Source organism: Mycobacterium angelicum (assembly GCF_002086155.1).
Classification (GTDB): domain Bacteria; phylum Actinomycetota; class Actinomycetes; order Mycobacteriales; family Mycobacteriaceae; genus Mycobacterium; species Mycobacterium angelicum.
The window spans coordinates 1-14,685 of the sequence record NZ_MVHE01000063.1 but is presented as its reverse complement, the minus strand read 5'-3'; the positions used below and the strand labels follow the sequence as shown (position 1 = coordinate 14,685).

The window sequence follows — 14,685 nt, the reverse complement described above, 5'->3', positions numbered from 1 at the left end:
TACGCTACAACCGGACGCAAGCCATGACAAGTAGAGGATCGACGCGATGACAGGACAGCGGCGATGAGATCACCTGAGCCCGGACGCAATGCGTTGCTCGACGCGGGGCGGCGCCTGTTGGGCGGAGCCGACCTGTCCCGGATCTCGGTCAACGCGATCGTTGCCGAAGCGGGCATGGCCAAAGGCAGCTTCTACCAGCATTGGCCCAGCCGGGCCGAATACCTTCGTGCCCTGCACGGCCGATTCCACGACCAGCTAAGCGAATCGATCGCCGCGGCAGTGGCCGACCTTCCGGCTGGCCGCGACCGGCTGACCGCGGGGATGAACGCCTACCTCGACGGGTGCCTGGCCGAGCCGTCCACCAAAGCACTGCTGGTCCAATCGCGCACCGATGCCGGGCTCAGCGACTTGGTCGCCGCTCGCAACCAAAGCTCCGCCACGCTACTGCTGCCCGACCTGGTGGCGCTCGGATGGGCAGCGCCGGAAGCGATTGCCGCGCTACTCGTTGCGGCGATCGCCGAAATCGCGCTGATCGAACTCGCCGCCGGACAACGCGACGACGAATTGCGGCGTGGACTGGTACAACTCGCCACCCACACGCCGAGTTGATCAGCGGCGAGTAGAGCGGTTGGCCCAAACGCCAGACGCGGTTGGCGAATGCTCCTAGGCTGGGTACGCCGGCTGTGCGATGGCAGGCTTCGCCCGTCCGTCGGCTTCCCAGCGAACACCCCGTAGTCGTCGGAAGGATGCGCCGATGACATACGTGACCGCAATGCCGCAGCTCATGGCTGCGGCGGCCCAGGATATGGCGGGAATTCAAGCGGCGATCGGCGCGGCCAACGCCGCCGCGGCGGACACGATCACCGGCGTGGCGGCCGCGGCCGCCGATGAGGTTTCCGCGGCCGCCGCGGCGCTGTTCCGTTCGTACGCGGGAGAGTATCAGGCGGTCATCGCACAGGCCGCGGCGTTTCACGATGCGTTCACAGGTGCACTGGCCGCCGCCGGCAGCGCCTATGCGAGCGCCGAAGCGACCAACGCGGCCGCGGTGTCAACCGCGTTGAGCGCAATGGCCGCGCCGGCAGCCGAGGCCAAAGACGTCACGTTGGCCATGGGCGGCAGTGGCAACCCCACGCCGCCGCGCACTTATGTAGACGCCGTCGTGTCGAAATATGTCACCCCCAACTTCCCGGCTTTCACCGTCGCCAACGCTCGAGCCCTGTTCACCCCCGAGGGTTTCTATCCGCTGACCGGCATCAAGGACCTGACGCCGGATGTGTCAGTGGCGCGCGGTGTCACGATTCTGACCGACGCGATTCGTGAGCAACTCAACGCGGGCAACAACGTTGCGGTGTTGGGCTTCTCGCAGAGCTCCGTCATCTCCTCACTGGTGATGCACGGACTCGATCCCAGCGGCACGCCCAGTTCGCTACCGATTTCTTTCGTGCTGCTCGGCGACCCGATGAACCCCAACGGCGGCATCCTGGAGCGCTTCGCCGGCCTGACCTTCCCGAGTCTGGGCCAGACGTTCTACGGCGCTACGCCGGCCAATTCCTTCCCGACCAAGATCTACACGATCGAATACGACGGGTTCGCCGATTTTCCGCGCTACCCGATCAATCTGCTGGCCGACCTCAACGCGATGGCGGGCATCTACTACGTACACGGCACTTATGCCGATCTGACGCCCCAACAGATCGCCACCGCCATCCCGCTGCACACCGAGGGGCCCACTCTGACCACCTATTACATGATTCCCAATCCGCATCTGCCGCTGGTTCAACCGCTGCGCGCTGTTCCATTCGTGGGAAATCCGCTCGCCGACCTGATCGAACCGGATTTGCGGGTGCTGGTGAACATCGGCTTCGGCGACCCGGCCTTCGGGTATTCGACGTCGGCGGCCAACGTACCCACCCCGTTCGGCATCTTCCCGCCAGTCGACGCCGGCGCTGTGCTGGGCGCTCTCGCGGCCGGAACTCAGCAGGGCATAACGGCTTTCGTCAACGACATCAGCGCAACCACCTTCCCGCCGCTGCCCGATCTGTCGTCAATCACATTGCCGCCCCCGCCTTCTCCGGTCGGTCTGGTCGACACCCTGGCGACGGTGGCCTCGACCGCCTACGAGACCCTGCTGCCAACGGCAGACATCGCGACGACGCTCGTCATCTCGCTGCCCGTTTACGATCTCAACCTGTTCGTGGAGGCACTCTCGCGAGTGGCAAGCGGTGACCCGCTCGGCCTAATCAGTGCGATCGCAAATCCGATCGCGGCCAACACCGGACTGCTCGCGTTCGGAGCGGGGATCGAGGTGTTCGTGCTGGTGAATGCGGCGCAATCGATTCTCGACCAGCTGACGAGCCTGTGACGCCGCGACGGTTCACACCAGCGGCGCCAAACCTGACCGCACCAAGTCCAGGCCGGCGGCCACCATCTCACCGAGATCACCCGTGCAGCCCTGGCGGCCCCAATTCTCAACTGCCACAACAAGAGCCGCCGCCAGCGCGGAACCCGCTACCGCAGCGGACAACTCGAGGTTGGGCGCACCGGGGTTGCGCTCGCGGATGAATTCGGTCAGCACCTGAGCAAACGACGACTGCACCACCCGCAAATGACCGGCGATCCGGTCGGCACCGATCAGCTCGGCTCTGGCGGTCGCGGCCTGACGCACCACTTCGAGGTCGTGCGGAAAGGCCGCGACACCGGCCAAGACGGCATCGAAAAGCGACTCCGATGCCGGACGCTGGGCAAGAGCCTCGGCCAGCCATGCCAGTTGCGTCTCGTAGTCCTGGAACAGCACCGCCTCCTTGGTGGGGAAGTGGCGGAAGAAGGTGCGTTCGGTGACGCCGGCCTCGCGGGCCAGCTCGGTCACGGTGACATTGGCAAATCCCTTGCGGGCAAAGCTCTTCAGCGCAGCCTGACGAAGCGCCTCGTGGGTCGATTGGCGGCGTAGTTGGTGACGGTTGGTCGGCGCGCTCATGTCACGCCGATGGTAGCCCAACGGAATTAGTCAGGACTGACATCTTCCAATCATGTCAGTACTGACATAACCTTGTCACGTGACGAGCAACAAGCCCGACTATGACGCCATCGTGGTGGGCGCCGGACACAACGGCCTGAGCGCCGCGGCGGTCTTACAGCGCGCGGGTCTGCACACGCTGTGCGTGGAAGCCAACACCTATGCCGGGGGCATGGCGGCAACGGTGGAATTGATCGACGGTTTCCGGTACGAGATCGCGGGATCGGTGCAGTTCCCCACCGCCGCCGAGATCACCAAGGACCTGGGACTGGACACACTGCCCACCGTGGAGCCCGAGGTGATGTCGACCAACATCGGCGAGCACGGCGAGGAGCCGATGATCTTCTACCGCGACCCGATCCAGCTGATGACGCACTTGAGCCAAAAGCATGGCCTCGGGGCCGTCACCGGCATGGCCGAGCTGATCGCGTGGAGCCAGGGTCCCGCAAAGGCGTTGGGCCGCTTCGAGGTTCGTAAACCGCCGAAAACCCTCGACGAGATGTATGCCTGTGCGGCCGGCGAGGCCGAACGCCGGGCGATTCACGAGATGCTGTTCGGTTCGGCCATGGACGTGATCGACCGCTACCTACCCGACAAGAACAAACACGCGGTGATGCGCGGCATGCTCGCGTTCTTGGCCGTCAACTCCACCTACCGCGGACCCTACACACCCGGCAGCGCTACCTGCCTGGCGTTCGCGCTGGCGGTACCCGACAACAGCACGGCGATGATGACGAAGCTCAAAGGGGGCATCGGCGCGCTCACCGAGCACCTGCGCGAGCTCTTCGTCTCGCACGGCGGCGAGATCCGATTCCGTGCCAAGGTCGAACAGATTCTGGTCGAACACGGCTCCGTCAGCGGTGTCCGGCTGCGCGGCGGTTCGACCATCACCGCGCCCATCGTGGTGTCCAATTTGGCGCCAGACGTCACGCTCACCGAGCTCATCGCGCCGGAAAACGTTCCCGCACAATTGCTCTCAAGGGTGTCCGGGCGAGATCACCGCGCTTCGTTCGTACAGATGCACTTCGCTCTGGACGGACTGCCCGAATTCGCCCCACCATATGAGTTCCTCAACGAAGCCGGCATGCAGCAATCGGTCGGCATCTTCGGTTCACCGGAAGAACAGCAGCTGCAATGGGAAACGTGCCGTCAGGGCTTGATCCCGGACAACCCGTCGATGGGGCTGCAAATCCCCTCCGTGCACGACCCAAGCCTGGCCCCGCCCGGCAAGCATGCCGCGAGCGCCTATGCCTACGCCTTTCCCGTCGAGGTCAGCCGCGATCAGCACGGGAACCTCAAAAATGAGATGGCACAACGTGTTATCGACAAGATCGCTAGATTCGCCCCCAACTTCAAGGACCTGGTGATCCGGCACATCACGTTTGCGCCCTATCACATGCAAACCATGTTCGCCGCGCCCGCCGGCGACTTCTGTCATGGCCTGTTGCACCCGGATCTGATGGGGCCCAACCGGCCCGGCCCCAAAGGTTTCCTCGACTTCCCGATTCCCATCGACGGCCTGTACCTCGGCGGCGCCGGCTGCCACGGCGGCCCGGGCATCACGTTCACACCCGGCTACAACGCCGCCTATCAGGCGCTCGACGACACGGCCCGCTAGCCGCTTGCCTTCTTGACGTGTAACACCCGCTTGCGCAGGCCGTCGGTGGCGGTCTGCATCAGACCCTTGGCGCCCTTCTTGATCAGGAAGCCCGGCACCGGCGCACCCAGCTCGACGGTGAGCTCGAAGTGCACGCGGGTGACGTCGCCCTCGGGAGTCAGTGTGTACCGGGCGTCCTGTGCCCGTTGCTGTTTGGCGCTGACCAGTGTCCAACTCACGCCGTCGTCATGCACCGCGTAGTCCAGCACCTGCTCATCGCTGACACCGACGATCTTGACCACCTGGCGAGATTTGCTCGGGTGGCCCTGCTCGTCACGCTCGAGGATCTCGATCTTGCGGTGAGCCGAGGACCACTCGGGCAGCGATTCGAGGTCGAACAGCACATCCATGATTTCGTCGGGCGTCGCCTCGATGACGACCTCTCTGGACTCGGTGACAGCCATCCCCAAGACATAGCCACAGCCACACGCGTTAAACCAGAAGCCGGCCGTCGGCCTACGGCACCAGCACGACCTTGCCGATGTTCTCGCGCGCCGCCAGAATTCGGTGGGCTTCCGGCGCCTCGGCAAACGGCACGGCCGCATGAACGATCGGCGACAACGTGCCCGCATGGAGCGCCTCGGCCAGCGGCGTGATCCAGGGCTCGAGGGTGCCGCGGTCGTCCCACAACCGCAGCATGTTCAAACCGATGACGGTCTTGGACTCCGAAAGCTGGTCGATCAGGTTGAACCCGCGCAGCATCGCCAGCGCGTGCGGTGCCGCATGCCGCAGCGAACGCTTCTCACCCTGCTGCATGTTCGAAATCCCGTATCCGACAAGCCTTCCGCCCGGGCGCAGCAGATCGTAGGACCGCCGCAGCGAGGTACCGCCCAGCGCGTCGAGCACGATGTCGTAGGGTTCCAGCCCCTTCCACCAGCCGTCGCGGCGGTAGTCGATCGCGAGATCCACGCCCAACTCAGCCAGCTTCTGGTGCTTGCCGGGCGATGCGGTGCCGTGCACCTGGGCGCCGGCCGCCTTTGCGAACTGGATGGCCGCGATGCCCACGCCGCCGGCGGCCGCGTGAACCAGCACCCGCTCGCCCGCGCGCAGCGAACCGTAGCCGTGCAGCCCCGCCCACGCCGTCGCGTAGTTGACCGGGACGGCAGCACCTTGTTCGAAGCTCAGCGCCTCGGGCAGCGCCACCGAATCGTTGGCGGCCACGTTGACGATTTCGGCGTAGCCGCCGAACCTGGTGCCGGCGAGAACGCGTTCGCCCACCCGCGCCGGATCGACTCCGTCGCCGACCGCCTCGACGGTGCCGGCGACTTCGTAGCCGACGACCGCCGGCAGCTTCGGGGCGTCGGGATACAGGCCTACCCGGGCGAGGTGGTCAGCGAAGTTCACCCCGGCGGCGCGAACGGCGATACGCAACTGGCCCGCGCCCGGCGGTGGCGGGTCGGGCCGCTGCTGCACCTGCAGGACCGCCGGGTCGCCGTGCTTGGTGATAACGACTGCGCGCATATGTTCCTCCGGTCACTGGGTTTGATTGGCTGCGTTGGCCATTCGGCAAGTGCGGCCAGCCGCTCTGCGGTCAGCCGGCAGCTGCGCCGGCGCCCCGTCAATCACCGGCGAACCACGCCGTGACGACGGTGCGTGTTTGCGGGGGCGGCAGATGCGGGTTCCCGGCGCCCAGCGATCCCACCTTGACCGTCCACAGCGCCTGGGAGCGATCGATCGCCGCTGCACCGCCGTCCGGTCTGACCGGCATGAGCACCGCCGGCGTTTCATTTGGACAGCCGTACGCGGCAACCAAGCCGTCGTCGCGTCCGCCCCAGGCGCCGCCGTTGCGCAGCCGGCATGGCGTGCCGCCATCGAGAAGCAAAGCGAACGGTGCCGGTGTCGGCGGTGGCAGCACGTGCGGAAGCGGATTGGCGGCGGCCACTTGGTGTAGCCCCTTGTCCCAGGGATCGGTGAGGCACCACAGGGTTCCCGGCGTCGACGGCCCGCCGGGCCAACACACGTCAGCGCCGGCGGCGTTGGGCGCGCAGTAGTAGATGTCGTCGGCCACCGCCGCCGGCGACGCGGTGCAGCCGAAGACGTCGCTGACCCGTCCAGGATCCTGGCTCGGATCGGCGGAAATCGGCAGCTGCCGATATCCGTTGATCGCCTGCCCGTTGGCATCGACGGGTACGACGGTGATGACCTGGGTGCCCTTGGGTATGGCCGGTGAGGTGAAGTGCGGCGGCGCGACCACGGGCTGGCCGATCAGGCGATAATGCAGCAGCGCCCATGTCGTAGCCGCGACGGCGAGGATCGCAACGAAGCCGACGACGACAACACCGGCCCAGCGCGATGATCTCGACGTCATTGACCGAATCGTACTGACATGCGCGCTACCTTTCATTGATGCACTTCATCTGGGAACAGTTGACCGCGAGCATCCATCGGTGTCGGCTCGCGTTCTGTGATGTCACGATCGGGTTGGTGCAGGGCCGCACCGGTGCGCTGCTCGTCGATACCGGAACCACGCTCACCGAGGCGGCCGCGATCGAGGCTGACGTCCGTGAGCTTGGCGCGTCCGCGGTGACCCATGTTGTGTTGACGCACAAGCACTTCGACCACGTGCTGGGTTCCTCGATGTTCGCTCGGGCCGAAATCCTTTGTGCGCCCGAAGTTGTCGATTACCTCTCGTCGGCAACCGGACAGCTGCGCGACCACGCCCTGCACTACGGTGCGGATGCGGCCGAGGTGGATCGCGCCATCGCAGCCCTGCGGCCACCACTCAATGGAACCTGTGCGTCCGTCGTTGATCTCGGCGATCGCATGGTAACGATCACCCACCCGGGCCCCGGGCATACCACCGGGGATCTGGTCGTGATGGCACCCGGCGCCGACGGCGAGAGCAGCCGGGTCGTGGTGTTCACCGGCGATCTGGTCGAGGAATCCGCCGATCCCTATATCGACGCGGATTCCGATCTGGCGGCGTGGCCGGGCACCCTCGGCCGGTTGCTGGACCTGGGCGGTGCGGACGCGCGCTATGTTCCGGGTCACGGCAGCGTTGTCGACGCGGAGTTCGTCCGCCGCCAACGAGATTGGCTCACCGCGCGCGCCGCCGGCTGAAGCCGCTGAGCGGCGCTAGCTCGCCTTGGCCGAGCAGGCGGCGACGAGCGCATCGGGATCGGTCACGCTGAGCACCAACTGGCGCACCGTCACCGACTTGCGCAACCACACCTTGGCCTGCGCCGGCGGGTCGAGTGTCAGGGCCACCAGGCCTTTGAGCGATCCATTCACCAGCCAGCGCGAGCCGAAGAAATGAACTCCGGCGGTGTATGCGCGGCTGTTGGTCGGCTCCGCATTCTTGATTGATGTCAACGGGATGTCGGCGGTGAATGCCCAACCCATCTTCACGTGAAGGTGTTGCCCGTCGACTCGCAACTCGCTGGTTTTGGGGCCGAGCCCAAGGGGCACCGATAGCAGCAGATACCACCGGTCAAAGCGCAATTCGGTCTGCACGCAGTCGACGCTACTCGCTGTCGAGCCACTGCGGAGAGCATTTTCTCGCCGCTGTGCGGCCAGCCGTTGGGCACGCAGTCGGCCGGTGATTTAGATCACTCGCCTGGGGAATACACTCTCTGCGTCAGGGGAAATCGGGGCTGAAGAGGAGCGTAAGGCCATGGCCATTGCCGAAACGGACACTGCGGTCCAATCATCGTTCGAGCAGGACTTCGAGAAAGACGTCGCCGCGACGCAGCAGTACTTCGACAGCTCGCGCTTTTCCGCGATCACTCGGCTTTATAGCGCCCGACAGGTCGCCGAGCAGCGGGGCACCATTGCGACCGACTACACCGTGGCGCGCGAGGCCGCGGCGGCTTTCTACGTGCGTCTGCGCGAGCTGTTCGCCGAACACAAGAGCATCACCACGTTCGGGCCGTATTCGCCGGGACAGGCCGTGAGCATGAAGCGGATGGGCATCGAGGCGATCTATCTGGGCGGCTGGGCAACTTCGGCCAAGGGTTCCACCACCGAAGACCCCGGACCCGACCTCGCCAGCTACCCGCTGAGCCAGGTGCCCGACGACGCCGCGGTACTGGTGCGCGCGCTGCTCACCGCTGACCGCAATCAGGAATACCTGCGCCTGAACATGAGCGAACGGGCGCGGGCTACGGCTCCCAACTACGACTTCCGTCCGTTCATCATCGCCGACGCCGACACCGGCCATGGCGGTGATCCACACGTGCGCAACCTGATTCGCCGCTTCGTCGAAGTCGGCGTGCCTGGTTACCACATCGAGGACCAGCGGCCGGGCACCAAGAAGTGCGGGCACCAGGGCGGCAAGGTTTTGGTGCCGTCGGACGAACAGATCAAGCGGCTCAATGCCGCCCGCTTCCAGCTTGACGTCATGCGGGTGCCCGGCATCATCGTCGCCCGCACCGATGCCGAGGCCGCCAACCTGATCGACAGTCGCGCCGACGAGCGGGACCAGCCATTCCTGTTGGGCGCCACCAACTTGAAAGTGCCGTCTTACAAGTCCTGCTTCCTGGCTCTGGTGCGGCGCTTTTACGACCTGGGCGTCACGGACCTCAACGGCCATCTGCTCTATGCGCTCAGCGACGGCGAGTACGACGCGGCCAACGCATGGCTTGAGCGGCAAGGGATCATGGGCCTGGTGTCCGAGGCGGTCAACACCTGGCGGGAGAACGGCCAGAAGTCGATCGACGACGTCTATGACCAAGTCGAGTCCCGGTTTGTCGCCGCCTGGGAAGACGACGCCGGGGTCATGACGTACGGCGATGCCGTGGCTGAAGTGCTGGCCTTCGGCGAGAGTGAAGACGAGCCGGCCGGCATGAGCGCCGAGGAATGGCGGGCCTTCTCCGCGCGCGCGTCGCTGTATGAAGCGCGGCAGAAGGCAAAGGAATTGGGCGCCGACGCCAGTTGGGACTGCGAGCTGGCGAAAACGCCTGAGGGGTACTACCAGATCCGCGGCGGCATCCCGTATGCGATCGCCAAGTCGCTGGCGGCCGCACCCTTTGCCGACATCCTCTGGATGGAGACCAAGACCGCGGATCTGGCCGATGCCCGGGAATTTGCCGAGGCCATCCATGCCGTGTTCCCCGAACAGATGCTGGCCTACAACCTCTCGCCATCGTTCAACTGGGACACCACCGGCATGACCGATGACGAGATGAAACAGTTCCCTATAGAACTCGGCAAGATGGGCTTCGTCTTCAACTTCATCACCTATGGCGGGCACCAAATCGACGGTGTCGCCGCCGAGGAGTTCGCCACTTCCCTTCAGCAGGACGGCATGCTGGCGCTGGCTCGATTGCAACGCAAGATGCGGCTGGTCGAGTCGCCGTACCGCACGCCGCAGACCTTGGTCGGTGGGCCGCGCAGCGACGCGGCGCTGGCCGCCTCCTCAGGGCGCACGGCCACCACCAAGGCGATGGGCAAGGGCTCCACCCAACACCAGCACCTGGTGCAGACCGAGGTGCCCAAGAAGCTGCTGGAGGAGTGGCTGGCGCTGTGGAGCGAGCACTACCAGTTGGGTGAGAAGCTGCGGGTGACGCTGCGGCCGCGCCGTGCCGGGTCTGACGTTCTCGAACTCGGAATCTACGGCAGCGGCGACGAGCAACTGGCCAACGTCGTCGTCGACCCCATCAAAGACCGGCATGGTCGCAGCATCCTGCAGGTGCGCGATCAGAACACCTTCGCCGAGAAGCTGCGGCAGAAGCGGCTGATGACCTTGATCCACCTCTGGCTGGTGCATCGCTTCAAGGCAGACGCGGTGTACTACGTGACGCCGACCGAGGACAACCAGTACCAGACCGAGAAGATGAAGTCCCACGGGATCTTCAGCGAGGTCTATCAGGAAGTCGGCGAGATCATCGTCGCCGAGGTGAACCACCCGCGCATCGCCGAGCTGCTCACACCCGACCGGGTGGCGCTGCGGAAGTTGATCCTCAAGGAGGGGTGACGGCCGCTGGGCCGGGCCGGCTCAGATGACTTGCAGCCCCTCCGGGATTGTCGCCGGGTCGCGCCAAAAGGAGTGCCCGATGAATGCCTGGAACAGATCGGGCGGCAGCAGCGTTTTGCGCGGCTCGGCTCGGACCGCACCACGAACCGTGTGTAACCCGGGAGTGCCGGCGCGTTGGTCGAATTCGGTGACGTCGTAATCGACATGGGCGAAGTCGTGCTCGAAAACCGGCTCGCCGATAAATGAATAGATGGCGTGCATCGTCTTGGCCGGGTCAGTGGTCAGCGTCTCGTACTGAACCAGCAGCAGGCGGCCGACTTGTTCGCCGAAGCACGCCTGCTTCAGCGCCTCGAATGGACCGCCGACCATGCCAACCGACGACACAATCTCATGGGCGCGGGTGTAGACCGTCCCGCCGGGGCTGTAGCTGAAGAGTCCGGACGGATTGAAGACGTTGCGCTGGATCAGGCGCTCGATACTGTCGACGACCCAGGGCAAATCACGCACGCAGGCAATGACTTTCGCGTCGGGGAACAGCCGGGCGATCGTCGACATCCGAGCACACCAGACGCGACTGGTATCGAAGATCACCTCGGCGTTGCAATCGGCGTAGTAGTTGTCGAACAGTCCTCGCAAGATGCGCTCGCGTTTGGCGTCGTCGAGGAACGTCGAAAACTCGTTGCTGGCGGCCATCTGGCCAAGCAAGCCGGCGAACAGGCCCTCCAGCGGACCGGACATCCCCGCCTCGAAGCGCGGGTTTTGCCGCAACAACGCGGCCAGCAGGGTCGAACCCGAGCGCGGCAGTCCCGAGATGAAGTGGATGGATCTCATGGGTAGGTCTCCCGTCTACGCCCACAACATGGCGTTGCTGGTGGACATCGGGGCTGGTAAGCACGCAATCCTAACTGATCGCACTTGAGCCTGATCGTCCATTGTGGCAACTTTTTTCGCGCACCAATGCCCGTTATGCAGTCTGGAAGAACAGTCCCGACAGGTGGTGGCCGATGCTGGCTACGCCCGAGACGAAGCTGTTGACCGAGACAGGCAGAGTGCCGGTGTTGGCGAAGCCGGAGACCGCGCTGCCCAGATTATTGAAGCCCGACATCAAGCCACCGTAGTTCTGGTAGCCCGAGCCGCCCAGCAACCCGGTGGGGTTGGTGTTGAACCAACCCGAAAGACCGGTGCCGTTGTTGCCGTAGCCGGAGTTGCCGCCGGGCCCGGAGTTGAAGAAGCCAGATGACGGACCAGTGCTTGCGTTGAAGTAGCCGGGCGCCGGCGGAACATCGAATCCGCCCAAGACGGTGGCCGGCATATGGATGCTCGGGATGGTGAGCGGGGGCGTGGTGAAGGCGGCCAAGCCGATCGGGGGGATGGTGAACGGCGGCGTCGTCATCGCCGGAACACCCAACTGCGGCAACGTAAACCCGTCAACCGCGATCGGCGGAATAGCAAACGGCGGCGTCGTCATCGCCGGAATGCCCAACTGCGGCAACGTAAACCCGTCAACCGCGATCGGCGGAATAGCATACGGCGGCGTCGTCATCGCCGGAATGCCCAACTGCGGCAACGTAAACCCGTCAACCGCGATCGGCGGAATAGCATACGGCGGCGTCGTCATCGCCGGAATGCCCAACTGCGGCAACGTAAACCCGTCAACCGCGATCGGCGGAATAGCATACGGCGGCGTCGTCATCGCCGGAATGCCCAACTGCGGCAACGTAAACCCGTCAACCGCGATCGGCGGAATAGCATACGGCGGCGTCGTCATCGCCGGAATACTGATCTGCGGCAGGGTAAACCCATCGACCCCAATCGCCGGAATGGTCAACTGCGGCGTCGAGAACTGCGGCGTGCTGATCGACGGCAGGGTAAAGCCGGCGACGTCGATCGACGGAATGGTCACCTCGGGCGTACTGAACTGCGGCGTGCTGATCGACGGCAGGGTAAAGCCGGCGACGTCGATCGACGGAATGGTCACCTCGGGCGTACTGAACTGCGGCGTGCTGATCGACGGCAGGGTAAAGCCGGCGACGTCGATCGACGGAATGGACAGCTTAGGAGTATCGAATTGCGGAGTGCTGATCGACGGCAGCGTGAACCCGTCGGTCGCGATCGCCGGAATGGAAAACTGCGGTGTAGTGAACTCGGCCGTTTTGATGTCGGGAAGGTCGAATCCGGCCACCGTGATGGGGTCGATGTGGATTCCGGGGACGTTGATGGTGGGCAGGCTGATAGCGGGGACATTGATTGATTCGATCCCGTAAGGGATTGCGAATCCGCTGATGTAGCCCCCGCCGATAGATAGAAAGGCGTTCGGACCGCCCTGGCCCGGTTTCCCCGCGTTGGTCCCGGCGGGGGCGGTGTTGCTGATTACTCCGCCGCCGATTTGCGGGAACACGCCAGATATACCTGTCTGCAAGGCGAGGATGTTGTTCGGCAGAAATAGGACGAGATTATCGATTCGCGCTTTAGGCAGATAAATCGTTCCGGTACTTAGCGTGCCGACTATCCGAGGCGTGGTAAACGCATTTGTGCTCAGGCCGCTTATGGTTATAGGCGGAGTATCCAACCCAGGCAGCTTAAAGCCACCGACGTGAGTGCCTGAGGGTATCGTAATCGGCGGGATTGTTATCGGCGGAAGAGTTAGCTTGGGCAGGCTGAAGGCGCCCACCGTGCCACCTCCCGGAATATCGATTTCCGGAATGGTGAAGGACGGAAGAGTCAGCTTGGGCAAGCTAAATGCGCCCACTGTGCCGCCGCCAGGAATATTGATCGCCGGAACGGTCACGGCCGGAACGGTCAATTGGGGCAGGCTGAAGGCACCCACCGTGCCACCGCCAGGAATATTGATCGGCGGCACGGTCACCGCCGGAACCTTCAACTGGGGCAGGCTGAACGCACCCACCGTGCCACCGCCAGGAATATTGATCGGCGGCACGGTCACCGCCGGAACCGTCAACTGAGGCAGGCCGAACGCGCCGACGTTGATATTCGCCGGCGTCGTCGCCGCCGGAATCGACAACGACGGCAACGTCAACCCCGGCAAACTAAACGCACCCACCGTGATATTCGCCGGCGTCGTGGAAGCCGGAATCGACAACGACGGCAAGGTCAGGGCGGGCAGCTGGAAGGCGGGAACCGACACTCCCGGTATCTGAAGCGGCGGGAGTGTTAAGTCGGGGGTCTGGATGGCAAAGTGCAAGCTGCCTTGTCCCACGCCCCGGTAATAAACGCCATTGTTCATGTCGCCCGTGTTCAGCAGGCCATTGTTCATGTTGCCGAAGTTCAGCACACCGGTGTTGATGTTGCCCGGGTTGAACACGCCGGTGTTAGAGCTACCCGTGTTGAAGCTGCCGGTATTCGACGAACCCGTGTTGAAGCCACCGAAGTTGAAGCTGCCGGTGTTGAGATTGCCTGTGTTCGCGTTTCCGACATCCAAGAAACCGGTGTTGAACGAACCCGCATTGAGGAAGCCGGTGTTGCCTTGTCCCGAGTTGAACAAGCCGGTGCTGAAGTGGCCGGAGTTTCCTATGCCGAAGCTGCCGTTGCCCGAGTTGAAGAAGCCGATGTTGCCGTTGCCCGAGTTGAACAAGCCGATATTGCCGGCGCCCGAGTTCAGTCCGCCGATACCGATCTGGTTGTTGCCGGTGAGCGCGAAGCCGATGTTGTTGTTGCCGGTGTTCGCAAATCCCACATTGCCGCTGCCGGTATTGGCCAACCCGAAGTTGAAGTTACCCAGATTCGAGAAGCCGAAGTTGCTGACGCCCGCGTTTCCAAGGCCCAGGTTATTGCTGCCTAGGTTTGCCCAGCCGAAGTTGAATGTGCCGAAATTACCGGATCCGAAGTTGGTGCTGCCCAGGTTCGCGCTGCCGAAGTTTCCCCAGCCGTTGTTCGCATTGCCGACATTGCCGCCACCGGCATTGCCCAATCCCAGGTTCAGGGTCGTAGTACGGCCCGGCACGGCGGGTTCCCCGGCCGCCGCTGCCGCGCCGCCCAAACCTGATAGCGGTAGCGCGAAGGGAGAGAGCGCAGACGCCACCGCTGACGCCCCGGCGTGATAGCTCGACATCGCCGACACATCCAGCGCCCACATCTCTTCAT

Annotated in this window: 12 protein-coding genes; 5 read left to right on the top strand and 7 right to left on the bottom strand. The window is 64.3% G+C overall.

What is annotated here, in order from left to right:
* Positions 1-63: 63 nt before the first annotated feature.
* Together BST12_RS23855 and BST12_RS23850 are read left to right on the top strand one after the other, a co-directional pair.
* Positions 64-609: a TetR/AcrR family transcriptional regulator gene (locus BST12_RS23855; protein WP_083115724.1), complete on the top strand. Its 546-nt coding sequence runs from the start codon at positions 64-66 to the stop codon at positions 607-609.
* A 145-nt stretch (positions 610-754) separates the two neighbouring features.
* Positions 755-2,362 (top strand): PE family protein, encoded by a 1,608-nt coding sequence (locus tag BST12_RS23850; RefSeq protein WP_083115723.1) that lies wholly within the window; start codon positions 755-757, stop codon positions 2,360-2,362.
* Between the two features lie 12 nt (positions 2,363-2,374).
* On the opposite strand, the gene BST12_RS23845 is transcribed toward BST12_RS23850, so the two are convergent.
* Positions 2,375-2,974, bottom strand: coding sequence for a TetR/AcrR family transcriptional regulator (locus tag BST12_RS23845; protein ID WP_083115722.1), 600 nt, complete (start codon positions 2,972-2,974; stop codon positions 2,375-2,377).
* A gap of 79 nt (positions 2,975-3,053) precedes the next feature.
* On the opposite strand from BST12_RS23845, the gene BST12_RS23840 reads away from it, so the two are divergent.
* Positions 3,054-4,631, top strand: coding sequence for a phytoene desaturase family protein (locus BST12_RS23840; protein ID WP_083115721.1), 1,578 nt, complete (start codon positions 3,054-3,056; stop codon positions 4,629-4,631).
* On the opposite strand, the gene BST12_RS23835 is transcribed toward BST12_RS23840, so the two are convergent.
* The 3 genes from BST12_RS23835 to BST12_RS23825 all read right to left on the bottom strand — a co-directional run bounded on the left by BST12_RS23835 (position 4,628) and on the right by BST12_RS23825 (position 6,978).
* Entirely contained in the window at positions 4,628-5,074 is a 447-nt protein-coding gene (locus tag BST12_RS23835; protein WP_083115720.1) for an SRPBCC family protein, read from the bottom strand. The genes BST12_RS23840 and BST12_RS23835 overlap by 4 nt on opposite strands.
* Positions 5,075-5,126: 52 nt before the next feature.
* On the bottom strand, positions 5,127-6,131 hold the full coding sequence (locus BST12_RS23830) for a synaptic vesicle VAT-1 family membrane protein (RefSeq protein WP_083115719.1): 1,005 nt from the start codon (positions 6,129-6,131) through the stop codon (positions 5,127-5,129).
* A gap of 97 nt (positions 6,132-6,228) precedes the next feature.
* Positions 6,229-6,978, bottom strand: a complete 750-nt coding sequence (locus BST12_RS23825) for a hypothetical protein (protein WP_083115718.1) — start codon at positions 6,976-6,978, stop codon at positions 6,229-6,231.
* A 38-nt stretch (positions 6,979-7,016) separates the two neighbouring features.
* Between BST12_RS23825 and BST12_RS23820 the strand changes: the two genes are divergently transcribed.
* On the top strand, positions 7,017-7,730 hold the full coding sequence (locus BST12_RS23820; RefSeq protein WP_083115717.1) for an MBL fold metallo-hydrolase: 714 nt from the start codon (positions 7,017-7,019) through the stop codon (positions 7,728-7,730).
* A 15-nt stretch (positions 7,731-7,745) separates the two neighbouring features.
* On the opposite strand, the gene BST12_RS23815 is transcribed toward BST12_RS23820, so the two are convergent.
* Positions 7,746-8,123, bottom strand: a complete 378-nt coding sequence (locus BST12_RS23815; protein ID WP_083115716.1) for a hypothetical protein — start codon at positions 8,121-8,123, stop codon at positions 7,746-7,748.
* 160 nt (positions 8,124-8,283) lie between these two features.
* Between BST12_RS23815 and aceA the strand changes: the two genes are divergently transcribed.
* Positions 8,284-10,584 (top strand): isocitrate lyase ICL2, encoded by a 2,301-nt coding sequence (gene aceA, locus BST12_RS23810; RefSeq protein ID WP_083115715.1) that lies wholly within the window; start codon positions 8,284-8,286, stop codon positions 10,582-10,584.
* A 21-nt stretch (positions 10,585-10,605) separates the two neighbouring features.
* Here the strand turns inward: aceA and BST12_RS23805 are convergent, their stop codons facing one another.
* Together BST12_RS23805 and BST12_RS23800 are read right to left on the bottom strand one after the other, a co-directional pair.
* Positions 10,606-11,415: a sulfotransferase family protein gene (locus tag BST12_RS23805; protein ID WP_083115714.1), complete on the bottom strand. Its 810-nt coding sequence runs from the start codon at positions 11,413-11,415 to the stop codon at positions 10,606-10,608.
* A gap of 133 nt (positions 11,416-11,548) precedes the next feature.
* The coding region (locus BST12_RS23800) for a PPE family protein (protein WP_139801875.1) at positions 11,549-14,685 on the bottom strand (3,137 nt) is incomplete at its 5' end.

What these genes read in the sequence shown, in the direction of transcription:
- BST12_RS23850 (WP_083115723.1), top strand. Translation starts at nt 755, where the DNA reads ATGACATACGTGACCGCAATGCCGCAGCTCATGGCTGCGGCGGCCCAG.
- BST12_RS23830 (WP_083115719.1), bottom strand. Translation starts at nt 6,131, where the DNA reads ATGCGCGCAGTCGTTATCACCAAGCACGGCGACCCGGCGGTCCTGCAG.
- BST12_RS23820 (WP_083115717.1), top strand. Translation starts at nt 7,017, where the DNA reads ATGCACTTCATCTGGGAACAGTTGACCGCGAGCATCCATCGGTGTCGG.
- BST12_RS23805 (WP_083115714.1), bottom strand. Translation starts at nt 11,415, where the DNA reads ATGAGATCCATCCACTTCATCTCGGGACTGCCGCGCTCGGGTTCGACC.
- BST12_RS23825 (WP_083115718.1), bottom strand. Translation starts at nt 6,978, where the DNA reads ATGACGTCGAGATCATCGCGCTGGGCCGGTGTTGTCGTCGTCGGCTTC.
- aceA (WP_083115715.1), top strand. Translation starts at nt 8,284, where the DNA reads ATGGCCATTGCCGAAACGGACACTGCGGTCCAATCATCGTTCGAGCAG.
- BST12_RS23845 (WP_083115722.1), bottom strand. Translation starts at nt 2,974, where the DNA reads ATGAGCGCGCCGACCAACCGTCACCAACTACGCCGCCAATCGACCCAC.
- BST12_RS23835 (WP_083115720.1), bottom strand. Translation starts at nt 5,074, where the DNA reads ATGGCTGTCACCGAGTCCAGAGAGGTCGTCATCGAGGCGACGCCCGAC.
- BST12_RS23855 (WP_083115724.1), top strand. Translation starts at nt 64, where the DNA reads ATGAGATCACCTGAGCCCGGACGCAATGCGTTGCTCGACGCGGGGCGG.